The organism is Bacteroides sp. MSK.20.12 (genome assembly GCF_019052435.1).
Taxonomy (GTDB): domain Bacteria; phylum Bacteroidota; class Bacteroidia; order Bacteroidales; family Bacteroidaceae; genus Bacteroides; species Bacteroides xylanisolvens.
On sequence record NZ_JAHQVH010000001.1, the window covers coordinates 116,539 to 140,720 of the forward strand.

Here is a 24,182-nt window from a genome sequence, read left to right on the forward strand (position 1 = left end):
AAAAAACCGCTACGGTTTCCCGCAGCGGTTTCTATATTGTTCAGACTTCTAATTAAGCGTTAACTGATGCCATGTGAGCGATCAAGTCAAGAACTTTGTTAGAGTAACCGATTTCGTTGTCATACCAAGATACAACTTTAACGAAAGTATCAGTCAAAGCGATACCTGCTTTAGCGTCGAAGATAGAAGTACGAGCGTCACCCAAGAAGTCAGAAGAAACTACTGCATCTTCAGTGTAACCCAGGATACCTTTCAATTCGCCTTCAGAAGCTTCTTTCATTGCAGCGCAGATTTCAGCGTAAGTAGCCGGTTTAGCCAAGTTAACTGTCAAGTCAACTACAGATACGTCCAAAGTCGGAACACGCATAGACATACCAGTCAATTTGCCGTTCAATGCAGGGATTACTTTACCTACAGCTTTAGCAGCACCAGTAGAAGAAGGAATGATATTGCCAGAAGCAGCACGACCACCTCTCCAGTCTTTCATAGAAGGACCGTCAACTGTTTTCTGAGTAGCAGTTGTAGAGTGAACTGTAGTCATCAAACCGTCAAGGATACCGAACTTGTCATTCAATACTTTAGCGATAGGAGCCAAACAGTTAGTAGTACAAGAAGCGTTAGATACGAATTGAGTACCTTTTACATATGTTTTTTCGTTTACACCGCAAACGAACATCGGAGTGTCATCTTTAGAAGGAGCTGACATTACAACATATTTTGCACCAGCTTCGATGTGAGCCTGAGCTTTGTCTTTGCTCAAGAACAAACCTGTAGATTCAACAACGTATTCTGCACCTACTTCATTCCATTTCAAGTCAGCCGGATTTCTTTCAGCTGTGATACGGATAGCTTGACCGTTAACGATCAGTTTGCTGTTTTCAACATCTGCTTCGATAGTACCGTTGAACTGTCCGTGCATTGTGTCATACTTCAGCATGTAAGCCAAGTAATCAACCGGGCAAAGGTCATTGATACCTACGATTTGAATATCGTTTCTCTCCATTGCAGCGCGGAAAACGAAACGTCCGATACGTCCGAATCCATTAATACCTACTTTAATCATTTTGTTTAAACTTTTAAGGGTTTTATAATATTTGTTCAAATATCTCTCGACCTGCGCACTTGTTTTATTTTCAAATGCGGTGCAAAATTACAAAAATGTTTTTATATTCGCATATTAAATTCACATTAAATATTGAAAAAAGATGGGAAAGAGTACATTTTTACAGGACTTTAAGGCGTTTGCCATGAAAGGTAACGTCATAGACATGGCTGTCGGTGTTGTTATTGGTGGTGCGTTTGGAAAAATCGTATCATCATTGGTTGCTAATGTTATTATGCCTCCGATTGGTTTATTGGTTGGCGGTGTGAACTTTACGGATTTGAAATGGGTGATGAAAGCGGCAGAGATCGGTGCTGACGGTAAGGAGATAGCTCCGGCTGTGACATTGGATTATGGTCAGTTTCTGCAGGCCACCTTTGATTTTCTGATTATCGCTTTTGCTATATTTTTATTTATACGTTTGATTACGAAACTGACAACTAAAAAACAGGCAGAAGTAGCAGCTGCTCCTCCAACTCCTCCTGCGCCAACGAAAGAAGAAGTTTTGTTGACGGAGATACGTGATTTGCTGAAAGAAAAGAATAGTTGATTCTAATTAAAATAAAGGAGATTTCGGGTGTAAACTTGTGAATCTCCTTTATTTTTCTCTTCATTATTAATATAGATTGCGTACTTTTTTCTACTTTTGCAACTCAATTTATTCAAAATCCAACCATTGATATGCAGGAAAAAATAATAATTCTTGATTTCGGTTCGCAGACAACACAGCTCATAGGCCGCCGTGTACGTGAATTGGATACGTATTGTGAAATCGTTCCTTATAACAAATTTCCTAAAGAAGACCCGACTATTAAAGGAGTCATTCTCTCCGGAAGCCCTTTTTCGGTTTACGATAAAGATGCTTTCAAAGTAGATTTGAGTGAAATTCGTGGTAAATATCCGATATTGGGTATTTGTTATGGTGCACAGTATCTGTCATACACCAATGGCGGAAAAGTGGAACCGGCCGGAACGCGTGAGTATGGACGTGCTCATTTGGCTTCTTTCTGCAAAGATAATGTACTGTTTAAAGGAGTGCGTGAGGAGTCGCAGGTGTGGATGAGTCATGGAGATACGATTACTGCTATTCCTGATAATTTCAAGAAAATAGCTTCAACAGATAAAGTAGAGATTGCTGCTTATCAGATAGAAGGGGAGCAGGTATGGGGTGTCCAGTTCCATCCGGAAGTATTCCATAGTGAAGACGGAACTCAAATCCTGAAGAACTTTGTGGTAGATGTTTGCGGCTGCAAGCAAGATTGGTCGCCGGCTTCTTTTATTGAGAGTACGGTTGCCGAACTGAAAGAACAGTTGGGTGATGATAAGGTTGTTCTCGGTTTGAGTGGTGGAGTCGATTCATCGGTTGCGGCAGTGCTGCTGAATAAAGCTATCGGCAAGAACTTGACTTGTATCTTTGTAGATCATGGTATGCTGCGTAAGAATGAGTTTAAGAATGTGATGAAAGACTACGAATGTCTTGGTTTGAATGTGATTGGCGTTGATGCCAGCGAAAAGTTCTTTACGGAACTGGCTGGTGTGGCCGAACCGGAAGCTAAACGTAAGATTATAGGTAAGGGTTTCATCGATGTGTTCGATGTAGAAGCTCATAAGATCAAAGACGTGAAATGGTTGGCTCAAGGTACAATCTATCCGGATTGCATCGAGTCATTGTCTATCACGGGTACAGTGATAAAGAGCCATCATAATGTAGGTGGACTTCCTGAAAAGATGAATCTGAAATTATGTGAGCCACTTCGTTTGTTGTTTAAGGATGAAGTTCGTCGGGTAGGTCGTGAGTTGGGTATGCCGGAACATCTGATTACCCGCCATCCGTTCCCGGGACCGGGGCTGGCAGTGCGTATTCTGGGTGATATTACTCCTGAAAAAGTACGTATCCTGCAGGATGCTGACGATATTTTTATTCAGGGATTGCGTGACTGGGGATTGTATGATAAAGTATGGCAGGCAGGAGTTATCTTGTTGCCAGTACAGTCTGTAGGCGTGATGGGAGATGAACGTACGTACGAAAGAGCAGTTGCTTTACGTGCTGTGACATCTACAGATGCCATGACAGCCGACTGGGCGCATCTGCCTTATGAATTTATGGGTAAGGTATCGAATGATATTATTAATAAGGTGAAGGGAGTGAACCGTGTAACCTATGATATCAGTTCTAAACCACCAGCAACCATTGAGTGGGAATAATAACACTTTATAATCTAAAAATAGCCTCAATAGGAATTCCTGTTGAGGCTATTTTTATGATGAATAGGTCTTTTTATAATGAGCCAGTCCGTATCTATTCGCTTACCAGCTTCTGTGCATCCGGAATAAGAATCTCTTTCCGACGTAATTCTAATAATCCTTTGTCTTGTAGCTCATTGAGCGCTTTTGAAGTATTCAGCCGGGTGTCATCTAAGTAGCGGGCAAGATCGTCCATCTTCATTTTGAATATCTTTTCTCCCTGAATCTTTTCACAATGCAACAGAAAAAAGCGAATGATTTTCTCTGTTAAATCCTGTGTCGGCTCTTCCCATAAGCGGGAGTAAAGATTTTGTGCCCGGTTACTTACGATATTCATATAGTTGAGCCGGAATATTTCATATTTGAACAGATCGCTAAGTACAAATGCTTTGCTGATACTGACAGTATGCGCTTCTGTATGTGCCACATAAGCAGAAGTGTAATGGGTGTTCATGCCAAACAGCGACTGTGGTTCCAGCAGGTAAGGTGCTTCCATCTGTTCAATGACGGTGTATATATTTTCTTTGGAATTTGTGACGATAGAAACTTCGCCTTTTAACAGGAAGCAGAGTTGTTTACACGGACTACCACTCTCAATGATAGTTTCTCCTACTTTATGCTTGATAAAGTGTAGCTTGACCTTATCCAGAATACTTGTGAAATCTTCATGACAAAGACCTTGAAATAAAGGCAATTGGAGCAAAGTGTCGAACATTGTTTCCATATGTTGTAATCTCTTGTTAATCGTACAAATTTACTCATAATACAACACTGCTGTCAACATCTGACCGTTCTTTTTGTTTTTTTTATTGTTTGAATGCATAAAAATAGAGTATATTTGCAGAAAAAAAGGAGGAAATTATGTTCGCAGGCTTCAATTGGCAACAGATGATTAGTGCGTTTATCGTACTTTTTGCCGTGATAGACATTATCGGCTCTATACCTATTATAATTAACCTGAAAGAAAAGGGGAAAGATGTGAATGCAATGAAAGCTACCGTCATCTCTTTTGCTTTGCTGATCGGATTTTTCTATGCGGGAGATATGATGCTGAAACTCTTCCATGTAGATATCGAATCGTTTGCAGTTGCCGGTGCGTTTGTTATCTTCCTCATGTCTTTGGAGATGATTTTGGATATTGAGATTTTCAAAAATCAGGGTCCTATCAAAGAAGCTACTTTGGTGCCGCTTGTCTTTCCTTTGTTGGCAGGTGCCGGAGCTTTCACTACTTTGCTTTCTCTTCGGGCGGAATATGCCAGTATCAATATCATTATAGCTTTAGTATTGAACATGATCTGGGTTTACTTTGTAGTGAGTATGACTGGTCGTGTAGAACGTTTCTTGGGAAAAGGTGGTATCTATATTATTCGTAAGTTTTTTGGTATCATCTTATTGGCTATTTCTGTAAGGTTGTTTACGGCCAATATAACCTTATTGATTGAAGCGTTGCATCGGTCTTGATTAGGCTTAATCCTTCTTGTTAAATTGAATACTATTGTATCGGTTGTGCCATCGTGTTGGCACAACTGTGACATGCCTCTGTCACAAGCGTGCCACTTCGATGGCACAAGTCTGCCAATATGGGTGACATGAGTTGGCATTTATAGCGTTTCTTCTGCTGCTGTTGCAGTTGTTACTTCTTCTTCTGTATTTTCTTCCTCTTCCATTTCATCTGCAAAAGGTTCCGGCCGTTGCGGTCCGTGATTTACGAAAACGAAAGCGCAGAGCGTTCCCATAATTCCTCCGCTAAGATGTCCTTCCCACGACATATTGGTAGGGGAGAAATAAGGAAACATATGCCATATAATTCCTCCATATAAAAAGGTGACAAGTAAAGAGATGGCAATGAGTGGAACATATTTGCGGAGAATACCACTGAAAAAGAGAAAGAAGGCAAAGCCATAGATCAGTCCGCTGGCACCGATGTGCCATCCCGGTTTTCCGATCAGAAAAGTAAGTAGTCCGCTTCCGAGCCAAATGAGAATAAAAATTTTACCGGCTATTCCCCGGTAAAAGTAAAAAAGACACCATGACAAGAAGAATAAAGGGATTGTATTTGCTAATAAATGACTGAACCCGCTGTGTATCAGCGGATGGGTTAAAATGCCGGTCAGTCCCCGTTTCTCCATAGGATATACCCCCAAGCGAGAGAAGTCCCAGTCCATTCCGACTTCCATAATCTTGAGTATATAGAGAATAAAAATAAGGAACAAAGGCTTTGCTGCAGCCAGCATGATACGCTGAATATCTTGCTTCATGACATTCTTTTCTTTAGATATTTTACGCAATACTACGAATATTTGCACAAAATCTGAAAATAAAAAGCCTTTTTATTTTTGTTTTTATCTATAATTTGTACATTTGGGCGTTATACCTATTGTATATGCTGCTACAGCCAATATATACGGTATGTAACAATAAATAGATATACGATATAATGACCAATAATTAACCTTTAATAATGCACAACTATGAGTTATTTACGATTTGACAAGACCCTCATGACGAATCTGGAAGAATCTCTTCAGAGAGAAATCCTCCGGACGAACAAAGCAGGAGCTTATCATTGTACGACGATTGTTGATTGTAACACACGCAAATATCACGGCCTGTTGGTAATTCCAGTTCCCAATCTCGACGATGAAAATCATGTGCTGCTATCTTCTCTTGATGAAACGGTAATTCAACACGGTGCGGAGTTTAACTTGGGGTTGCACAAATATCAGGGAAACAACTTTAGTCCTAACGGACACAAGTATATCCGTGAGTTTGACTGTGAGCATATCCCGGCAACGACTTACCGTGTCGGAGGTGTAGTCCTCCGCAAAGAAAAAATCTTTGTACATCATGAAAATAGAATCCTGATTCGTTATACTTTACTTGATGCGCATTCGGCTACAACCCTGCGCTTCCGGCCGTTCCTTGCTTTCAGAAGTGTACGTGAGTACACTCACGAAAACCCGCAGGCAAGCCGCGAGTATCAACTGGTGGAAAATGGTATTAAAACCTGTATGTATCCCGGTTATCCGGAACTTTATATGCAGTTGAATAAGAAGTGTGAGTTTCATTTCACGCCCGACTGGTATCGGGGGATTGAATATCCGAAAGAACAGGAACGTGGATATGACTTCAATGAAGACCTTTATGTTCCCGGCTATTTCGAAGTGGATATAAAGAAAGGAGAGAGTATTGTATTCTCTGCCGGAACTTCAGAAGTAACTCCTCGTAGACTGAAACAAACATTTGAGGCTGAAGTAGCTGATCGTACCCCACGTGATAGCTTTTACCACTGTCTGAAAAATTCCGCTCATCAGTTCCATAACCAACAGGAAGACGAACATTATATTCTTGCCGGTTATCCGTGGTTTAAATGCCGTGCTCGTGATATGTTTATCGCCTTGCCTGGATTGACGCTTGCACTTGATGAGATTGACCAGTTTGAGGATGTGATGAAAACGGCGGAAAAGGCGATTCGTAATTTTATTAATGAAGAACCTGTAGGATACAAAATTTATGAAATGGAGCATCCTGACGTTTTGCTTTGGGCTGTCTGGGCTATGCAGCAATATGCCAAAGAGACTTCCCGCGAACAATGCCGTCAGAAATATGGAGAACTTCTGAAAGATATTATGGAGTTTATCCGTCAGCGAAGACATGAGAATCTTTTCTTGCATGACAATGGATTACTTTTTGCCAATGGTACGGATAAAGCGATTACATGGATGAATTCTACTGTGAACGGGCATCCGGTGATTCCTCGTACTGGATATATTGTTGAATTTAATGCGTTATGGTATAATGCACTGCGTTTTATCGCTGATTTGGTGCGTGAAGGTGGTGATGTGTACTTGGCAGATGAACTTGATGCACAGGCAGAAGTGACAGGAAAATCTTTTGTCGAGGTATTCCGTAATGAATATGGTTATTTGCTTGATTACGTAGACGGTAATATGATGGACTGGAGTGTACGTCCTAATATGATATTTACCGTAGCGTTTGATTATTCTCCTTTGGATCGTGCGCAAAAGAAACAGGTGCTCGATATTGTGACCAAAGAGCTGCTCACTCCGAAAGGAATTCGTTCGTTGAGTCCGAAGAGCGGTGGATATAATCCGAACTATGTAGGTCCGCAGATACAACGGGATTATGCTTATCATCAGGGAACTGCTTGGCCTTGGTTGATGGGATTCTATCTGGAAGCTTATCTTCGAATTTATAAGATGAGCGGGTTGTCATTCGTTGAACGTCAGCTGATTAGTTATGATGATGAGATGACAAGCCACTGCGTTGGTTCCATTCCCGAGTTGTTTGATGGGAACCCGCCCTTCAAAGGACGTGGCGCAGTATCGTTCGCGATGAATGTAGCAGAAATACTGCGTGTCTTAAAGCTACTGTCTAAGTATTATTAAAAAAGGAGGAACGAAGATGAAAGTTTTAATGTTTGGATGGGAATTCCCTCCCAAAATATATGGTGGTCTTGCGGTTGCTTCTTATGGAATAACTAAAGGATTGAGTCTGCAAGGTGATATGGAGACGATTTTCTGTATGCCTAAACCTAGCGGCGAAGAAGAGAAGTTCTTGAAAATAATCGGTATGAATCAAGTACCCATCGTGTGGCGTGATGTTCACTATGACTACTTGAAATCACGTTTGTTGGAGATGACACCGGAAGAATATTACTCTTTCCGCGACCATATCTATGCCGATTTTTCTTATATGCATGTGAATGATTTGGGATGTATGGAATTTGCAGGTGGTTATCCCGGGAACTTGCACGAAGAAATTAATAATTTCTCGATCATTGCCGGAGTAGTAGCCCGTCAGCAGGAGTTTGATATCATTCATGCGCATGACTGGCTGACTTACCCTGCCGGAGTACATGCCAAAATGGTTAGCGGAAAGCCGCTTTGCATCCATGTGCATGCTACGGATTTTGACCGTTCTCGTGGCAAAGTCAATCCTACTGTTTATTCGATTGAGAAGAATGGTATGGATCATGCCGATTGTATCATGTGCGTATCCGAGCTTACTCGTCGCACTGTTATTAACGAGTATCATCAGGACCCCAGAAAGGTATTTGCAATGCATAATGCTGTTTATCCATTGTCGCAGGAACTGCTGGATATTCCGCGTCCCGATCACTCAAAAGAAAAGGTGGTCACTTTCCTCGGACGTATTACGATGCAGAAAGGACCGGAATATTTTGTAGAAGCTGCTGCGCTTGTATTGCAGCGTACTCGTAATATTCGTTTTGTAATGGCGGGGTCGGGCGATATGTTGAATGCCATGATTAACCTGGTGGCCGAACGTGGTATTGCCGATCGATTCCACTTCCCGGGCTTCATGAAAGGCAAACAGGTATATGAGGTTTATAAGAACAGTGATGTATTTGTCATGCCGTCTGTCTCTGAACCTTTCGGTATCGCTCCGCTGGAAGCTATGCAGTGTGGAACACCTTCCATCATTTCTAAGCAATCTGGATGTGGCGAGATTCTTGATAAGGTGATAAAAACTGACTATTGGGATATTCATGCGATGGCTGACGCTATCCATTCTCTGTGTACCAATCCGTCTCTTTTCGAATATCTCAAAGAAGAGGGAAAGAAGGAAGTAGATGGGATTACGTGGGAAAAAGTCGGCTTGAGAATCCGTGCTCTCTACGAGTCTGTGTTAAGAAACTATGGTAAATAACAAAACAATAAATAAAAATGAGAACTATCTGTCTTTATTTTGAAATACATCAAATTATCCATTTGAAACGTTATCGTTTCTTCGATATTGGTAATGACCATTATTATTATGATGATTATGCCAACGAAACGGGTATGAATGAGGTCGCTGAACGTTCGTATATTCCTGCTCTCAATACATTGATTGAGATGGCGAAAAACTCGGGGGGGGCTTTTAAAGTAGCGCTTTCTATCTCGGGAGTAGCCTTGGAACAATTGGAAATTCATGCTCCGGCAGTCATTGATTTATTGCACCAGTTGAATGAAACTGGGTGTTGCGAGTTCTTATGTGAGCCTTATTCTCATGGCTTGTCTTCACTGGCCAACGAGGATTGCTTCCGTGAAGAAGTACTTCGTCAACGTGATAAGATGAAACAGATGTTTGGTAAAGAACCGAAAGTGTTCCGCAATTCTAGTCTGATTTATTCTGATGAAATTGGTGGATTGGTAGCTTCTATGGGCTTCAAAGGGATGTTGACGGAAGGTGCTAAACATGTGTTGGGATGGAAGAGCCCGCATTATGTTTATCACTGTAATCAGGCTCCAAGTCTTAAGCTCTTGTTGCGGGATTTCAAACTCTCTGACGACATCAGTTTGCGTTTCTCTAATTCAGATTGGGCGGAATATCCTTTGTTTGCCGATAAGTATATTAATTGGATCGATGTATTGCCACAAGAAGAACAAGTCATCAATATCTTTATGGAATTGAGTGCACTTGGTATGGCTCAACCGTTATCTTCCAATATTCTTGAATTTATGAAGGCACTGCCTGAATGTGCAAAAGCTAAGGGAATCACGTTCTCTACACCGACGGAAATCGTAACGAAGCTGAAATCAGTGTCGCAGCTTGATGTTGCCTATCCGATGTCATGGGTAGATGAAGAAAGAGATACTAGTTGTTGGCTGGGTAATGTTATGCAACGTGAGGCTTTCAATAAACTGTATAGTGTAGCCGAACGTGTTCATTTATGTGATGATCGTCGTATTAAGCAGGATTGGGATTACTTGCAGGCCAGCAATAACTTCCGTTTTATGACAACGAAGAACAATGGGATGTGGTTGAACCGTGGTATCTATGATTCTCCTTATGATGCTTTCACCAACTATATGAATATTTTGGGTGACTTTATCAAACGGGTAGATGCACTGTATCCTGTTGATGTAGACAGTGAAGAACTAAATTCTTTGTTGACTACCATTAAGAATCAGGGGGATGAGATTACTGAATTGGAAAAGGTATTGGCTAAATTACAGGCAAAAGTAGAAGCGGCAAAGAAAACAGCGGTCAAAAAGGCTACTAATGCTAAAGAGCCGGTAGTGAAAGAGGCCCCTGCTACTAAATCAAAACCTGCTGCAAAGAAAGCTGAAGTAAAGAAAGCAACAGCCGAGTCGAAGAAGTCTACGGGGAAAGCTAAAAAGGCTGCTGTTAAATAAGAAGTATAAGAATCTATTATATGGAACCGTGAGTGAGATAAAATCAAACTCACGGTTTTTATTATGGATTAAGTTAAGATCTTTGTAGGAGAATATACTTTTGTAAGATAGTAATAACGCTATCCGATAGAAATAGTGACGCTATATGGTGACGATACCGTTAATATCCTAAGCATATACCGTCACTATTTCTTCTATATTAATCAGGAATCTTAGGCTTATTTATAACTATAACGTACGCTAGCAAAGATTGCTGTTTGAGCGGTTTTATTATGGAATTATTTTATCTGACTTCTCTATAAATATATTATAAAGCAATAGCGCAAGTTACATTGAGTAACCTGCGCTATTGCTTTATAATATTTCAACTATTTCTTATTTTGATTTTGTTCCAAAGTTTGTAGAAACAACTTCAAGCTTGAGCACATACTCTGGATATACAGGGTTACCTTTGGCATCTTGTATAGTTCCTTTCTTGCCTCCTTTTAAACGTGCATAGCCAGGTTTTAAATCATGTTGTATACTAATAACATTGCTGGAACCATAGTAGCTATTACTTGAAGAAGAATCTGTGGTCACAAGTACTGGGATAAGTACGAATTTGTTCCATTCGCTTAAGTCTTCCCAATCTTTAATATTATTGACGGTTTCATCTTTACTATTTCCATCTAAATCGGTTATTTTGATTGTTATAGACCCCTTTTCATGTATTTCTTTCTCTGCTTTTTCCCTATCTGCTAAACAATCATTAATCATTTGAGTGATATTGTTGAATGTGTATTGAGTAAAGCTAGTTGTGGTGGGTCTAAATAGAGATGAAGTTATTTCATCACTAAGCTGGTTTTTTTCAAAGAAACTGTCTTTGTACTTTTTACGTATTAATAAAACATTGCTAGGAGTCGACATACCAAACTTTTTGTCACTGGTTTCATTATAGATAGGTATTCCTAGTTTAACAGCATTTAGTATATCACTTTGACGCTTTTCTGCAGTTTGGTTAAGAAGTGAATCTGCTATTTGGCTAATAGGAAGAGTTATTTGAGTGAAAATCCCTGCTGGACTCTTTAAATAAGTCCACGTATCCTCATTAATGCATTTTTGAATGGCATCCTTATCATTGTCTAACTGATTAGCTTGAATTACTTCACGAGTAGTGGCAAAGGTACGATATCCATAATAAGTAGAGTCTTTAGACTCTCCTTCTTTTACTACTTTCTTTTCCAGTTTAACACCTGTAAGTGTATCAACTGCATAGCATTTATATACTACGTTCATTTGAGCTTGGTCTATGTAAAGCACAGTACCATCGCCGTAATCACTCTTTACATAAATTCCCTTAAAAATCTTTCTAAACTCCTTATTGTCAAAATTGACACCTAACTCGTTGGCTCTTTTAATAATTTCTTTTCCAATTTCTTTAGCAGCTTTATCTCTGAAAGAAACGTGTACGCTGGGAACATATGTACTAAGTTTACGAATGGAGTCTTTTACTGAAAGATCAACAGCTGTATAAGCTTTCGTTCCTAATAGACTGTTATCAGTATTTGCATCGTAATAATCCTCTGGAGTAATATCTGTATAATAGGCGTTCTTTGTATCTAAATTTTCATTTAATGCATAGACACTTAAACGGCAAGCTGTTAATGAGTCTCCAAAGTAACTGCTATACCACAAATAAAGCTCAATAGTATGAATGTTGCCTATGAGTTTTCTTTTTGGATCATTTATATTATCTGTATTGTATATTCCAATAGCGTCGTCTCCAAGCCCAGCTTCGTCTACCATTATATTGGTAGCTTTCTTTTTATCGTTAAGAGCAGTACCATTGTATACTCCAGGGAATGTCATTCCTGACGGACAGTTGAGTTCTGCTAAGAAACCTGCCTGATAAGTTCCGAATGTTTCATCAGTGAACTTACCTACATACCCCACATTAGTCATTGCATATATCTTACCGGCATGAACGGATTCTGTAGTCACATCAAAGGTAGATAGCTTTCCATTGATATTCTGGTCGCTTCCCGGAAACATTCCCAATCCCAGTCCGGCAGTGTTATCATCACAACCCCAAAAAGTGATTGCCAGTAAAGCTATTAAGGCGTATTTTGCTTTCATGATCGTCGTATCTTGATTTTTTTATTCTTCTTCGTTTGCAGTAGCATCCCATACCTGATCGTAGAACTCGTTGCAGGCATCTGCATAGTTTTCCGGGTTCTGGTAGTCAAGTACCAATTTGCCAGATTGGCGGGCATATTCAATAATAGACTCGTCTACTTTTTCGCTGTTTTGTATGACTCCATCCGAATAATCAACGGCGAGTTTGCACAGAGCAGCATAGTCTACCGGCTCTTTCAAATCACCTAAATCTTTTTTGGAAATACCTTTCAGCATCAATTTGGCTGCGAAATCATCGCTAAGTGTATTCTTGAAGTCATCTTCATAAACAGAGAATACCACTTTGGCATCGCGGAAAGAAGGTTCGTCTTTATAGGCTTTCTTTATATAAAGAGGAGCTAGAGCTGTCATCCAGCCATGACAGTGAATGACATCAGGACACCAGCGAAGTTTTTTCACTGTTTCCAATACGCCGCGTGCGTAGAAAACGGCACGACTATCATTATCTTCATATTCTACACCATTTTCGTCCGCTGTCTGCATACGATTCTGGAAATAATCATCGTTATCGATGAAATATACCTGCATGCGTGCGGATTGGATAGATGCAACTTTTATAATCAAGGGGTGGTCAGTATCGTCGATGATCAGGTTCATACCCGAGAGGCGGATCACTTCGTGCAGCTGGTTTCTGCGCTCATTGATATTTCCCCATTTAGGCATAAAGGTTCTGATTTCACGGCCTTTTTCTTGTATCGCCTGTGGAAGGTTTCTACCTATATTGGCCATTTCGGATTCTGAAACGTAAGGTGTAATCTCTTGAGTAATAAATAAAACTTTATTCGCCTTTGTCATAATAACAATAGTTCACTATAATATTCTGCAAAGATACGAAAAAAAAGACACATTAAATAAGATATTCTTTCTTTATGTGGCAAATATTAGTTTATTTTGCAGAGTTTTTGCAAACGAGTAAAACATAAACCAATTGACGAAAATGAAAGTAGTGCACACTATCAAGGACTTACAGGCAGAATTGACTGCCTTGAGAGCCCAAGGTAAAAAGGTGGGACTGGTTCCTACAATGGGTGCTTTACATGCGGGACATGCATCTCTGGTAAAGCGCAGCGTAAGTGAGAATGGTGTAACTGTTGTGAGTGTTTTTGTGAATCCCACACAGTTTAACGATAAAAACGATTTGGAGAAATATCCGCGTACATTGGATGCAGATTGCCGTTTGTTGGAAGAATGCGGGGCGGATTTCGCTTTTGCTCCTTCGGTAAGCGAAATGTACCCGGAACCGGATACCCGTCAATTTAGCTATGCACCATTAGATACGGTGATGGAAGGTGCTTTCCGTCCGGGGCATTTTAACGGTGTTTGCCAGATTGTCAGCAAACTGTTTGATGCCGTACAGCCGGACCGCGCATATTTCGGAGAGAAAGATTTTCAGCAGTTAGCAATTATTCGTGAGATGGTTCGACAATTGAAATATAACCTTGAAATTGTAGGTTGTTCAATTGTGCGTGAGGAAGATGGACTGGCATTGAGTAGCCGGAATAAACGTTTATCGGCAGAAGAACGTGAAAATGCTTTAAATATTTCCCGGACTTTATTTAAAAGTCGTAACTTTGCAGCCACTCACACGGTGAGCGAGACGCAAAAGATGGTAGAAGATGCAATCGAAGCTGCTCCGGGCTTGCGCATGGAGTATTTTGAGATTGTAGACGGAAACACATTGCAGAAAATTAGTAATTGGGAAGATACTTCCTATGCAGTTGGATGCATCACAGTATTCTGTGGAGAAGTCCGGCTGATTGATAATATTAAATATAAAGAATAACTAAAAAGACGAAACCTTATGATGATTGAAGTGTTGAAGTCGAAAATTCATTGTGCACGTGTCACAGAGGCCAATCTGAACTACATGGGTAGTATCACGATTGATGAAGACCTGTTGGATGCTGCAAACATGATTGCGGGAGAGAAAGTGTATATCGCTGATAATAACAATGGTGAACGCTTTGAAACCTACATTATCAAAGGTGAACGCGGTTCGGGTAAAATTTGCCTGAATGGTGCTGCTGCCCGCAAGGTGCAACCGGATGATATTGTTATAATCATGTCCTATGCATTGATGGATTTTGAGGAAGCCAAGTCGTTTAAACCGGCTGTAATCTTCCCCGATCCTGCGACGAACAAAGTGGTAAAGTAGAAAGTATCTTTGATATTTGAAATAAGAAAAGCCCCGTCTACAAAATGTAAACGGGGCTTTTCTTATTTTATTTTTATGCCGGGGGACGAGCGATGTTCCGCCCACGTGTGAGTTGGTTTTAGCCCACCTGCTAATAAGCGGCAATTAGTTACCGGCGTTTGCCTTCAATTGTTCATTCATGGCGGCAGCGGCTTTACGGCCATCGCCCATTGCCAGAATAACAGTAGCTCCACCGCGAACGATATCGCCTCCTGCATAAATCATAGGGATGGAAGATTCCATGTTGTCATCCACAGTGATGGTTCCTTTTCGTCCTAGTTCCAGTCCTTTGATGGAGCTTGGAACAATTGGGTTAGGGGATACTCCGACGCTGACAATTGCCAAGTCGATATCAATTGTTTCTGTTGCTCCCGGGATGGCTACAGGACTACGACGTCCGGAAGCATCCGGCTCGCCTAATTCCATCTTTTGCAAAATAACCTGTTTTACGCAACCTTGTTCATCAGCAATATATTCGATCGGATTATGTAGTGTAAGGAATTCAACTCCTTCTTCTTTAGCATGTTTTACTTCCTCGATACGTGCAGGCATTTCCTCTTCCGAACGGCGATAGATAATGATAGCGCGCTCTGCACCAAGACGTTTGGCAGTACGAACAGAGTCCATCGCTGTATTACCACCACCGATTACTGCTACGTTTTTACCGAAAGCTACCGGAGTGTCCGAATCTTCACTGGCAGCGTCCATCAGATTAACGCGAGTGAGGTATTCGTTGGACGACATGATATTGATGGAATTCTCTCCCGGGATATTCATAAAGTTAGGCAGCCCGGCGCCGGAAGCCACAAATATTCCTTTGAAACCTTCAGCTTTCAAGTCCTCTACGCCGATTGTTTTTCCTACGATACAGTCTTTGATGAAGTTAACCCCCATCTTGCTAAGGTTATCGATTTCTACGTCTACAATCTTGTTTGGCAAACGGAATTCGGGAATACCATATTTCAACACACCACCAATCTCATGCAATGCTTCGAATACAGTTACATCATATCCATATTTAGCCATATCTCCGGCAAATGCCAATCCTGCAGGTCCCGAACCGATCACAGCTATTTTGATGCCGTTCTTCTCTGCAATGACAGGTACGGAGATTTGCCCGCTTTCACGTTCGTAATCAGCTGCGAAACGTTCCAGATAACCGATAGCGACGGGCTTTTCATTCATTTTCAAATGAATACATTTTGATTCGCATTGTTTTTCTTGTGGACACACACGACCGCAAACAGCCGGAAGCGCACTTGTTTCTTTCAATGTTTTAGCAGCTTCAAGAAACTCTCCACGTTCGATATTCTTAATGAAGCGAGGAATATCAATACCTACCGGACAGCCTTCCATACATCCCGGATTAGCACAGTCAAGACAGCGTTTAGCTTCTGTAACAGCCTGTTCTGCTGTTAATCCTTGATTTACTTCCTCTTTACGGCTGTGTGAACGATATTCAGCGTCAAGCTCGTTCATTTCTACACGGGGAATGGCCGTACGTTCTTTCGGTTTCATTGATTTGCGTAATTCCTGTCTCCAGGCTGCATTACGGCTTTTCTCGTCGATTTCTTTGGTTGCTTCACATTCCGGTTGCAGTTTATGCATTTCTTCGCGCTCGATATTTTTGAACGCGCCCATACGTTTCAGCATTTCATCAAAATTCACTTGGTGACCGTCGAATTCGGGACCGTCTACACAAACGAATTTAGTTTTTCCTCCCACAGTGATACGGCAAGCACCACACATACCTGTTCCATCCACCATGATGGTGTTCAATGAAACATCAGTCGGAATTTCATATTTCTTAGTCAGCAAGCAAACGAACTTCATCATGATGGCAGGACCGATAGCGAAGCATTTGTCCACTTTCTCGCGTTTGATAACTTCTTCTACGCCTTCTGTCACCAGACCTTTACGACCGTAAGAGCCGTCATCTGTCATGATAATTACTTCGTCAGAGCTTTCACGCATTTCTTTTTCTAAAATAATCAGGTCTTTGTTGCGTCCGGCCAGTACAGTGATAACACGGTTGCCGGCTGCTTTCAAAGCCTGTACGATAGGAAGCATCGGAGCTACGCCTACACCACCACCAGCGCAGACTACTGTTCCGAATTTCTCTATATGGGTAGCTTGTCCGAGCGGGCCTACTACGTCAGTGATGTAATCGCCTTCATTCAGTTCACAGAGACGGGTAGAAGAAAGCCCGACTTCCTGCACTACCAGAGTAATGGTACCTTTTTTGAGGTCAGAACCTGCGATAGTCAATGGCATACGTTCTCCTTTTTCACCTACACGCACGATGACAAAGTGTCCGGCCTTACGGGATTTAGCAATTAAAGGAGCTTCAATTTCAAATTTGAATACTTTTTCAGAAAAGCGTTCCTTGCTAATGATTTTGTTCATTATCTAATTAATTTGTTGTTTTTATTACGTAACTGCTATCAGAATGATATAAATTTTGGCAAAGATACAGCTAATTTACGAAATATAAAAGAAAAGCCACTCTTTTGATGAGTGGCTCTCTGTATATGGGTACTTTTATTAGTCTGTCATGCCAAGTCTTAGTCTATCATGTCAAAGCCGCAATACGGAACCAATGCTTTCGGAATTCTGATACCTTCCGGAGTCTGGTTGTTTTCGAGTAGGGCAGCAACGATGCGTGGCAGTGCTAATGCTGAACCGTTCAGTGTGTGGCAGAGTTCGGTTTTCTTTTCTGCATTACGGTAACGGCATTTCAGGCGGTTGGCCTGATAAGTGTCGAAATTGGATACGGAACTTACTTCCAACCAACGCTTCTGTGCTTCAGAATATACTTCGAAGTCGAAACAAAGAGCAGCAGTGAAACTCATATCTCCACCGCAAAGACGGAGAATGCGATAGGGGAGTTCCAGTTTTTGCAACAGTCCTTCTACATGGTCCAGCATTTCCTGATGAGATTGTTTAGAATGCTCCGGTTTGTCGATACGAACCAATTCCACTTTGGAGAACTCGTGCAGACGATTCAGGCCACGTACATCTTTACCATAAGAACCTGCTTCACGACGGAAACATTGTGTATACGCACAATTCATTATAGGTAATTGTTTCTCTTCCAGAATCACATCACGGTAGATATTAGTAACGGGAACTTCCGCTGTCGGGATCAGGTATAAATCATCTACTTCACAATGATACATCTGTCCTTCTTTGTCCGGAAGCTGTCCGGTGCCATAGCCGGAAGCGGCGTTGACTACTGTCGGCGGCATGATTTCGGTATATCCGGATTTGCGTGCTTCATCCAGGAAGAAGTTGATAAGGGCGCGTTGAAGTTGTGCTCCTTTGCCTTTGTATACTGGGAAACCCGCACCTGTGATTTTTACGCCCAGGTCGAAGTCTATTAAATCATATTTCTTTGCCAGTTCCCAGTGGGGGAGTGCATCTTTAGGAAGTTCGGTTTCCATACCTCCCATTTTTTCTACGACGTTATCTTCGGCACCTACGCCTTCCGGTACGCTGTCATAAGGTATGTTTGGGATGGTATAAAGTACATTCTGCATATCAGTTGCAGCCTGTGTCATGGCAGCATCCAGCTCTTTGTTGCCTTCTTTTAGTTCGGCAACGCGGGCACGTGCAGTTTCTGCTTCCTCTTTTTTCCCTTCTTTCATCAGTTGACCGATGGTGCGCGAAAGTGAGTTAACCTCTGCCAGGTTTTTATCTAATTCATTTTGTGTGCTACGTCTCTTGTTGTTAAGAGCGATCACCTGATCGATCGTTTCCTTTGCATTCTTGAAATGCTTCTTTTCCAGTCCGCGGAGTACCGCCTCTGTGTTTTCTGTAATTTGTTTAATGGTAAGCATATCTATACTTTTTATGAAAAACCTTTTTTTAAGTCTACAAAGATAGATAAAAAAATAAACGATATTACACTTCTGTAATATTTTGGCAATAATAAGGATGGAAAAAATGAAAAATATCCATGAGGTGAATATTTGAATGTTAAAAAGGCGTATACTTGTCAGGCGATAAAGTATGTTTTGATATAAAAAGAAAGGAGATACAATCTTGTGGATTGCATCTCCTTGTCTTAACTATTTTCAGTCCGGATAATTATGCTTCTGTTGCAGGAACGATAGAAACATATCTTCTATCTTCTTTACCTACTTTGAAATTAACTGTTCCGTCTACTAAAGCGAAAAGAGTGTGGTCTTTACCCATTCCGATGTTTTCACCCGGGTGGAATTCAGTACCTCTTTGACGAACGATGATGTTACCTGCTTTGCAAGCTTCGCCACCAAATATCTTAACGCCTAATCTCTTGCTCTGTGATTCGCGGCCGTTCTTAGAACTACCGACACCTTTCTTATGTGCCATTTCTTCTTACTTTTTAATTGATTAAGCTACTACTTCTGTAATTGTTAATTCAGTGAACTGTTGACGGTGACCGTTCAGTTTTCTGTGTCCTTTTCTTCTTTTCTTGTGGAAAACAAGAACTTTGTCGCCTTTAACCAAGTTTGAAACAACCTGGCAAACAACTTTAGCGCCTTCTACGGTAGGAGCACCTACTGTAACGTTTCCGTCTTTGTCTACCAAAAGAACTTTTTCAAATTCTACTGTTGAACCGTTTTCTGCACCTTCGATGTGGTGAACGAACAACTTTTGACCAGCTTCTGCTTTAAACTGCTGACCGTTAATTTCTACAATTGCGTACATCTTATATATAATGTATAAGTTAGCTCCGGCGGGTGGTCTTTAATCACTTAAAGAGCTCTTTATCGAACCCGTTGCGGAATAATCGGGCACAAAAGTACTATTTTTATTCGTTCCCGACAAATATTTCTTTTATTTTTTGCAGGAGATAAAATGATTACAGCAAATAAATGAGCATTTTAACTCTCATTGCAGCTTATTGGACCAACTCTCCCAAATTCTGCATAATGATTTTGTGTGGATAGTCACGGAGTTCCTCGGCTGTTGTCATTCCATTCAATACGCCGGCAAAATCTACTCCTGCATTTCGGGCCGTTTCGGCATCTACCGTGCTATCTCCGATATACAAAGTTTCTTCGGGTGTACTTCCCAAATGTTCCAAAGCAAATAGTACCCCTTCCGGTGAAGGTTTCGGTGCTTTTACATCTTCTCCTCCCACAACTATATCGAGAAAATCCTTTGGCAGATATTCTTCCAGATAACTCAATATCCGGAAGCGATACTTGGTAGAGATAATTCCGACGCGGGCACCCCGTTTCTTTAATTCTTTCAGTGTAGATAATGTATCAGGGAAAAGACGGGTATTTACATTCATGTGTACATCAGCTTCCAGTCTGTATTCCTGCCGGAAAGATTCTAACTGTTCCGGGTCGGTAATTCCGGTAAGGATACTGAATGATTCTTCCAGTGTTTTGCCAATCGTGCGCTTGATAGCTTCATCGGTAACGGTTAAATACTGGTGCCGGGTGAGCACAATTCTGAAACATTTAACGATACCACGCGACGAATCGGCTAATGTGTAGTCGAAATCGAATAAATAGGTTTTGTAGTTCATTGGGGAAAACTTTTCCGCAAAAGTACTAAATACTTTTCTTATTTCACAGGTTCTACTGTGTATCCTTGGCTTTTTAGCAACTTTAATAATCCTTTTTCTCCAGGAAGGTGTAGGGCGCCTACCGCAACAAAAGTCGGAGCGGCTTTCATGATAGCCGGTAATTTTTCAGCCCATATTTTATTACGGTTGTAAATAAGGGCATCTTCTTCGCTGGGAAGTGCGTCGCATTGATTACCTTTGCGCTCTTCGCTGATTTTGAACATAGTGTTCAAATCCTGTTTCATGTAAGCGTTCGTGAGCTTTTTCAGGTTTTCTACTTCTGCTTCTATATTATTAAGAGTGCACATGAGTAGCTGTGCTTGTCGTTGTAGTGAACTACCGTTGAAAAGCAGGTTGAATTGGAATTCGGCAGTTTCCAGACCGTCCACCTTTTTTCCGTTTTGGGCGGCTTGGCTTTGAAAGAACGTGTCGAGTTGCTCTTGCGGGTTGAACTTTCCTACATGTTTTACGTAAGCCATTACCACTACATTATTCAACAGGAAGGCAGGTTTTAGTTTTGGAGCCATATTTAAGTCTACCATCAGGTTTTCTTTGCAGAATTTGTTAGCAGTCTCAAAGTCTTCCGGAGAAAGGAGGGAGGTCAGTGTGGTATCACTTTCAATCATCATTGCTTTTTGCATCTTTCCCATGGTGGCGGGCGACTGCATTTCCGACATTTTCAGTTCCCCATATACCTGTTGTGTTTCATTCATCGCTTTTTGAAGTCCGGCAATGCTGTCCATGATGCTGAATGGTGCCAGGTGATGAGTACCTATGATGTAGGAAGGTTGGGTTAGTCCGTTACCGGACACTTTCCATAAAAGTTGTGCATTGGCACTGAATGCCACACAGATAAATATAACTGCTCCGATGAATGATTTCATAATTTTATATCATTAGAAGTTGATAATTAACGTATCCTGCCTCCGCTTATCCAGTGTTTGGTATAATAACTCTCGTTCAAGTTGCTGACGATCACTCCTTTACTGGTACTGGAATGAATGAACTTTCCGTTTTTCAGATAAATACCTACATGAGCTACTTTCTTTTTTGAACGGCTACTGGTAAAGAATACCAAGTCTCCTTCCCGAAGGTTTCGCTTAGCGACCTTATTACTTTCTTTTTTCAAGTCCTCTGTATTGCGTGGCACTTGGGTGCGGTATACTTTTCGATACACTTGATAAACCAGCCCCGAACAATCTGTTCCTCGTTTAGAATCACCCCCACCACGATAAGGAACCCCTATCCAATCGGCTGCTTCGAGATAGAGCTTATGATTATCTTCCAGATTGACATCTACACCTAATAAAATAGAAGCTCGTGCCAATGCTTGATAGTCCAGCCGGGGAGCGGAAGTGCGACAGGAACTAAATGTAGCAGCCAGCCCAACTAATAGATAGATAAATCTTAATTTTGCCTTCATCAACTGTATCTCAATCGTCAATCATAAATCACAACTCATAACTCATAACTCATAAATCTCCCTCACTCTTCTGCTACATTAAAATAATCCTCCAGTTCTTTTTCTGCGGAGTTATCTTCGTTGATAATATCCCGGATGATGACCCCGTGTTCCAGTAAAGCGATCCGTGGACATACATCTACGGTATGATTGAGGTTGTGACTGGATATGATAACCGTAGCCTGATGCTCCTCGTTGTATTTCTTAAGCAGATGTTTAATGATAGACTGCGAACTTGGATCAAGGAAATTGAACGGTTCATCCAAGATTAATAATTGCGGATAATGAAGCATGGCGGAGATTATTCCGATCTTTTGCTTGTTACCGGCAGAGTAGTTGCGAATTAATTTTTTGTGTCCGATTACTTCTCCGCTCATAAAGCGTTCGAAAGGGACAAGTCGTTCGTCTACTTCTTCTTTCTTGAGCCCATACATTTTCCCGATGAAATAGAAATATTCTTCCGGAGTGAGATAATCGATCAGGAAGCCATCGTCGATGAAAGCACCGGTAATGCTTTTCCAGTCTTCACTCTGGCTGACATCAATATCATTTATAATCACTTTTCCATCGTCTGCTTTCAGCAGATCTAACATCAATCGGAAAAGAGTTGTTTTACCGGCACCGTTGTTACCCACCAATCCGAGCATGTCGCCTTGATTGATTTCGTAATGTTCTATGTCTACGGCAACCTTTTCACCGAAATTCTTTTTAAGTTTATCAATGGTAATCATGATCTTCAATGTTTATATAGTTAATGATTCATGAACGTTTATTGGCGGCTGTCTCTGAAGCCTTCCATATTTTCGTACCGCCGTTTCATGAAGCGATGATATACATTTTTTATCCATAAAGGAGAGGTCAGGGTAAATCCGAGACCAATCACTAACAGGATTGTGTAAGTGATTGTTTCTCCCAAAAGTGCATTTAACAGGCTGTATAAGATAAGCGGTACGCCGAAAGCACCGAAATTGACCAGCATCTGTATGGCGCTATTGTTTTGTCGGCTTGTCACTTTTTCGTTCAGAGGTACTGTCTGTTTGTTGTAAACAGCCAGTTGGAAGAAGCAGAAATAGATAAAGCCAATGGTATAGAAAAACCAGGCAAAAGCACCCAGTAAGGTAAGTTTGTTCATGATGATAGCGGGGATCATCAGTATGAAAGGTATAATCTCACCAATACTATATGTGTAATATTTAGCTTTCAGCAAACTCATAATCGATTCTTTGCGAGACATCAGACCATCAATGTAGTTGCCCTCGAATGACATAATCTGTGAAAGGATAATCATTCCGAATACGGCAAAGTTATACACACAAATAAAAGAGGTCATGAAATTACCGTCATAGACACTGGAAAAGCTAAGTGCAACGGAGAAAGCTACAATTACGATAGAGATATTGCGTAGTGCACCTTTGCAGCGGCGGTTGCGTAGGAGCATTTTTAGTTCCAGCCGCATATATTCGCCCACTTCTCCGTAGCGTTCGAAGAATTTATATTCGGAGACGTGTTTTATTTGGGTATCATCCACTTTGGCTAGCTCTGCATAAATAAGCCCGGACATGATTTTGCGGTTAATCAGCCATAAAAGCACAATTACAAGTATGGTGCCGAGAAAATAGAAAATGTTTCCCTGTATATATCCGTCTCCCAGATCCATGAAGAAATAGAAGAGGGGACTATCTTCGGGAATAAAAAGAAGGCAGCCTATTCCACCGTAGAAAGCGATAGGTAATAGAATCCACCAAATACGTTCGTTGATAAGAGTGCGGCAAAGCAAGTACCAGTAATTGTTGGCAATAATTAATAGCAGGATACCGATAAGATAGGTGATAACACCGGAGATACCGAAAAACTTGGTAATAGTGATGAAGGAAAAAGGGACAAACAGAAACAACCAGAACAGGTTGAACAGACTTAGTCCCGAGCGGATCAGTAAAAAGTCGATGACACGAATTCGTTTAACCGGCAACAGGAGGTAAGGTTTTACCTCCTGTGTCGGTGTTTTTTGTAACGGAACACGCAACAGGAAGTCCAGTGCCAGGATAAAGATCAGAACCACTGCGTTCATTACATGATATGGTTCCCGGTTGGGAACCATATCTGAAAAACCGAACGCGAATGTCGTACCGAAGAATATCAGGTAACCGGCCCAAAATGCGCCCATGACATAACCGAGTATTTTAGCAACTTTGTTCTTTTCATACATCGGATGCCGTTTGGCGGCGAGCCTTCCATGTTTACGTAATTCGTTGAATATCATCATTCAGTAGATATACTAG

22 protein-coding genes are annotated in these 24,182 nt (G+C 41.2%); 8 read left to right on the forward strand and 14 right to left on the reverse strand.

Going from position 1 to position 24,182, the window contains the following annotated elements; genetic code table 11:
- Positions 1–52: 52 nt before the first annotated feature.
- Positions 53–1,063 carry a type I glyceraldehyde-3-phosphate dehydrogenase gene (gap, locus tag KTR06_RS00430; RefSeq protein WP_004301776.1) on the reverse strand — a complete coding sequence of 337 codons (1,011 nt, stop codon included), beginning with the start codon at positions 1,061–1,063 and terminating at the stop codon, positions 53–55.
- Positions 1,064–1,205: 142 nt separating this feature from the next.
- Between gap and mscL the strand changes: the two genes are divergently transcribed.
- Together mscL and guaA are read left to right on the forward strand one after the other, a co-directional pair.
- Complete coding sequence (mscL, locus tag KTR06_RS00435) at positions 1,206–1,652, forward strand: large-conductance mechanosensitive channel protein MscL (protein ID WP_117810492.1); 447 nt, start codon at positions 1,206–1,208, stop codon at positions 1,650–1,652.
- Positions 1,653–1,783: 131 nt separating this feature from the next.
- Positions 1,784–3,307, forward strand: a complete 1,524-nt coding sequence (gene guaA / locus KTR06_RS00440) for a glutamine-hydrolyzing GMP synthase (protein WP_004316174.1) — start codon at positions 1,784–1,786, stop codon at positions 3,305–3,307.
- Between the two features lie 94 nt (positions 3,308–3,401).
- Here guaA and KTR06_RS00445 read toward each other — a convergent pair whose 3' ends face one another.
- Positions 3,402–4,070 (reverse strand): Crp/Fnr family transcriptional regulator, encoded by a 669-nt coding sequence (locus KTR06_RS00445; protein WP_004316175.1) that lies wholly within the window; start codon positions 4,068–4,070, stop codon positions 3,402–3,404.
- Between the two features lie 137 nt (positions 4,071–4,207).
- Between KTR06_RS00445 and KTR06_RS00450 the strand changes: the two genes are divergently transcribed.
- Positions 4,208–4,807, forward strand: a complete 600-nt coding sequence (locus tag KTR06_RS00450) for a MarC family protein (protein ID WP_008650877.1) — start codon at positions 4,208–4,210, stop codon at positions 4,805–4,807.
- 140 nt (positions 4,808–4,947) lie between these two features.
- Here the strand turns inward: KTR06_RS00450 and KTR06_RS00455 are convergent, their stop codons facing one another.
- Positions 4,948–5,604: a rhomboid family intramembrane serine protease gene (locus KTR06_RS00455; RefSeq protein WP_217289841.1), complete on the reverse strand. Its 657-nt coding sequence runs from the start codon at positions 5,602–5,604 to the stop codon at positions 4,948–4,950.
- A gap of 213 nt (positions 5,605–5,817) precedes the next feature.
- On the opposite strand from KTR06_RS00455, the gene KTR06_RS00460 reads away from it, so the two are divergent.
- Genes KTR06_RS00460 through KTR06_RS00470 form a run of 3 tightly spaced genes read left to right on the forward strand, consistent with a single transcriptional unit; the run spans position 5,818 to position 10,509 of the window.
- Positions 5,818–7,755: a glycogen debranching enzyme N-terminal domain-containing protein gene (locus KTR06_RS00460; RefSeq protein ID WP_118408222.1), complete on the forward strand. Its 1,938-nt coding sequence runs from the start codon at positions 5,818–5,820 to the stop codon at positions 7,753–7,755.
- 16 nt (positions 7,756–7,771) lie between these two features.
- On the forward strand, positions 7,772–9,037 hold the full coding sequence (locus KTR06_RS00465) for a glycosyltransferase family 4 protein (RefSeq protein WP_008645642.1): 1,266 nt from the start codon (positions 7,772–7,774) through the stop codon (positions 9,035–9,037).
- Positions 9,038–9,054: 17 nt separating this feature from the next.
- Positions 9,055–10,509: a glycoside hydrolase family 57 protein gene (locus KTR06_RS00470; RefSeq protein ID WP_217289842.1), complete on the forward strand. Its 1,455-nt coding sequence runs from the start codon at positions 9,055–9,057 to the stop codon at positions 10,507–10,509.
- Between the two features lie 375 nt (positions 10,510–10,884).
- Here KTR06_RS00470 and KTR06_RS00475 read toward each other — a convergent pair whose 3' ends face one another.
- The gene (locus KTR06_RS00475; protein ID WP_004316706.1) at positions 10,885–12,624 is read right to left on the reverse strand and encodes a DUF4270 domain-containing protein; all 1,740 of its coding nucleotides are present in this window, start codon (positions 12,622–12,624) and stop codon (positions 10,885–10,887) included.
- A 21-nt stretch (positions 12,625–12,645) separates the two neighbouring features.
- A complete protein-coding gene (locus KTR06_RS00480; protein WP_008020874.1) occupies positions 12,646–13,479 on the reverse strand; it encodes a glycogen/starch synthase in 834 nt (277 codons plus the stop codon).
- Between the two features lie 142 nt (positions 13,480–13,621).
- Here KTR06_RS00480 and panC point away from each other — a divergent pair, with 142 nt between their 5' ends.
- On the forward strand, positions 13,622–14,467 hold the full coding sequence (gene panC, locus KTR06_RS00485; RefSeq protein ID WP_008020875.1) for a pantoate--beta-alanine ligase: 846 nt from the start codon (positions 13,622–13,624) through the stop codon (positions 14,465–14,467).
- Positions 14,468–14,485: 18 nt separating this feature from the next.
- On the forward strand, positions 14,486–14,839 hold the full coding sequence (gene panD / locus KTR06_RS00490; RefSeq protein ID WP_004316702.1) for an aspartate 1-decarboxylase: 354 nt from the start codon (positions 14,486–14,488) through the stop codon (positions 14,837–14,839).
- 144 nt (positions 14,840–14,983) lie between these two features.
- Here the strand turns inward: panD and KTR06_RS00495 are convergent, their stop codons facing one another.
- From KTR06_RS00495 to KTR06_RS00535, 9 genes are all read right to left on the reverse strand, one after another.
- Positions 14,984–17,284 (reverse strand): bifunctional dihydroorotate dehydrogenase B NAD binding subunit/NADPH-dependent glutamate synthase, encoded by a 2,301-nt coding sequence (locus tag KTR06_RS00495; protein ID WP_009039679.1) that lies wholly within the window; start codon positions 17,282–17,284, stop codon positions 14,984–14,986.
- Positions 17,285–17,442: 158 nt separating this feature from the next.
- Positions 17,443–18,717 (reverse strand): serine--tRNA ligase, encoded by a 1,275-nt coding sequence (serS, locus tag KTR06_RS00500; protein WP_004316699.1) that lies wholly within the window; start codon positions 18,715–18,717, stop codon positions 17,443–17,445.
- A 250-nt stretch (positions 18,718–18,967) separates the two neighbouring features.
- Positions 18,968–19,231: a 50S ribosomal protein L27 gene (gene rpmA, locus KTR06_RS00505; RefSeq protein ID WP_004316697.1), complete on the reverse strand. Its 264-nt coding sequence runs from the start codon at positions 19,229–19,231 to the stop codon at positions 18,968–18,970.
- Between the two features lie 21 nt (positions 19,232–19,252).
- Positions 19,253–19,570, reverse strand: a complete 318-nt coding sequence (gene rplU, locus KTR06_RS00510) for a 50S ribosomal protein L21 (protein WP_004316691.1) — start codon at positions 19,568–19,570, stop codon at positions 19,253–19,255.
- Between the two features lie 193 nt (positions 19,571–19,763).
- Positions 19,764–20,402: an HAD-IA family hydrolase gene (locus KTR06_RS00515; protein ID WP_008645652.1), complete on the reverse strand. Its 639-nt coding sequence runs from the start codon at positions 20,400–20,402 to the stop codon at positions 19,764–19,766.
- A 38-nt stretch (positions 20,403–20,440) separates the two neighbouring features.
- A complete protein-coding gene (locus KTR06_RS00520; protein WP_004316688.1) occupies positions 20,441–21,325 on the reverse strand; it encodes a TraB/GumN family protein in 885 nt (294 codons plus the stop codon).
- A gap of 26 nt (positions 21,326–21,351) precedes the next feature.
- Positions 21,352–21,864, reverse strand: a complete 513-nt coding sequence (locus tag KTR06_RS00525) for a C40 family peptidase (RefSeq protein WP_085931296.1) — start codon at positions 21,862–21,864, stop codon at positions 21,352–21,354.
- A gap of 62 nt (positions 21,865–21,926) precedes the next feature.
- Positions 21,927–22,634, reverse strand: coding sequence for an ABC transporter ATP-binding protein (locus KTR06_RS00530; RefSeq protein ID WP_008645654.1), 708 nt, complete (start codon positions 22,632–22,634; stop codon positions 21,927–21,929).
- Between the two features lie 38 nt (positions 22,635–22,672).
- Complete coding sequence (locus tag KTR06_RS00535; RefSeq protein ID WP_004316684.1) at positions 22,673–24,166, reverse strand: DUF5687 family protein; 1,494 nt, start codon at positions 24,164–24,166, stop codon at positions 22,673–22,675.
- Between the last annotated feature and the right edge of the window lie 16 nt (positions 24,167–24,182).

Excerpts from the sequence above, each read along its gene's own strand:
- gap (WP_004301776.1), bottom strand. The coding sequence starts at position 1,063 with ATGATTAAAGTAGGTATTAATGGATTCGGACGTATCGGACGTTTCGTT.
- mscL (WP_117810492.1), top strand. The coding sequence starts at position 1,206 with ATGGGAAAGAGTACATTTTTACAGGACTTTAAGGCGTTTGCCATGAAA.
- guaA (WP_004316174.1), top strand. The coding sequence starts at position 1,784 with ATGCAGGAAAAAATAATAATTCTTGATTTCGGTTCGCAGACAACACAG.
- KTR06_RS00445 (WP_004316175.1), bottom strand. The coding sequence starts at position 4,070 with ATGGAAACAATGTTCGACACTTTGCTCCAATTGCCTTTATTTCAAGGT.
- KTR06_RS00450 (WP_008650877.1), top strand. The coding sequence starts at position 4,208 with ATGTTCGCAGGCTTCAATTGGCAACAGATGATTAGTGCGTTTATCGTA.
- KTR06_RS00455 (WP_217289841.1), bottom strand. The coding sequence starts at position 5,604 with ATGAAGCAAGATATTCAGCGTATCATGCTGGCTGCAGCAAAGCCTTTG.
- KTR06_RS00460 (WP_118408222.1), top strand. The coding sequence starts at position 5,818 with ATGAGTTATTTACGATTTGACAAGACCCTCATGACGAATCTGGAAGAA.
- KTR06_RS00465 (WP_008645642.1), top strand. The coding sequence starts at position 7,772 with ATGAAAGTTTTAATGTTTGGATGGGAATTCCCTCCCAAAATATATGGT.
- KTR06_RS00470 (WP_217289842.1), top strand. The coding sequence starts at position 9,055 with ATGAGAACTATCTGTCTTTATTTTGAAATACATCAAATTATCCATTTG.
- KTR06_RS00475 (WP_004316706.1), bottom strand. The coding sequence starts at position 12,624 with ATGAAAGCAAAATACGCCTTAATAGCTTTACTGGCAATCACTTTTTGG.
- KTR06_RS00480 (WP_008020874.1), bottom strand. The coding sequence starts at position 13,479 with ATGACAAAGGCGAATAAAGTTTTATTTATTACTCAAGAGATTACACCT.
- panC (WP_008020875.1), top strand. The coding sequence starts at position 13,622 with ATGAAAGTAGTGCACACTATCAAGGACTTACAGGCAGAATTGACTGCC.
- panD (WP_004316702.1), top strand. The coding sequence starts at position 14,486 with ATGATGATTGAAGTGTTGAAGTCGAAAATTCATTGTGCACGTGTCACA.
- KTR06_RS00495 (WP_009039679.1), bottom strand. The coding sequence starts at position 17,284 with ATGAACAAAATCATTAGCAAGGAACGCTTTTCTGAAAAAGTATTCAAA.
- serS (WP_004316699.1), bottom strand. The coding sequence starts at position 18,717 with ATGCTTACCATTAAACAAATTACAGAAAACACAGAGGCGGTACTCCGC.
- rpmA (WP_004316697.1), bottom strand. The coding sequence starts at position 19,231 with ATGGCACATAAGAAAGGTGTCGGTAGTTCTAAGAACGGCCGCGAATCA.
- rplU (WP_004316691.1), bottom strand. The coding sequence starts at position 19,570 with ATGTACGCAATTGTAGAAATTAACGGTCAGCAGTTTAAAGCAGAAGCT.
- KTR06_RS00515 (WP_008645652.1), bottom strand. The coding sequence starts at position 20,402 with ATGAACTACAAAACCTATTTATTCGATTTCGACTACACATTAGCCGAT.
- KTR06_RS00520 (WP_004316688.1), bottom strand. The coding sequence starts at position 21,325 with ATGAAATCATTCATCGGAGCAGTTATATTTATCTGTGTGGCATTCAGT.
- KTR06_RS00525 (WP_085931296.1), bottom strand. The coding sequence starts at position 21,864 with ATGAAGGCAAAATTAAGATTTATCTATCTATTAGTTGGGCTGGCTGCT.
- KTR06_RS00530 (WP_008645654.1), bottom strand. The coding sequence starts at position 22,634 with ATGATTACCATTGATAAACTTAAAAAGAATTTCGGTGAAAAGGTTGCC.
- KTR06_RS00535 (WP_004316684.1), bottom strand. The coding sequence starts at position 24,166 with ATGATGATATTCAACGAATTACGTAAACATGGAAGGCTCGCCGCCAAA.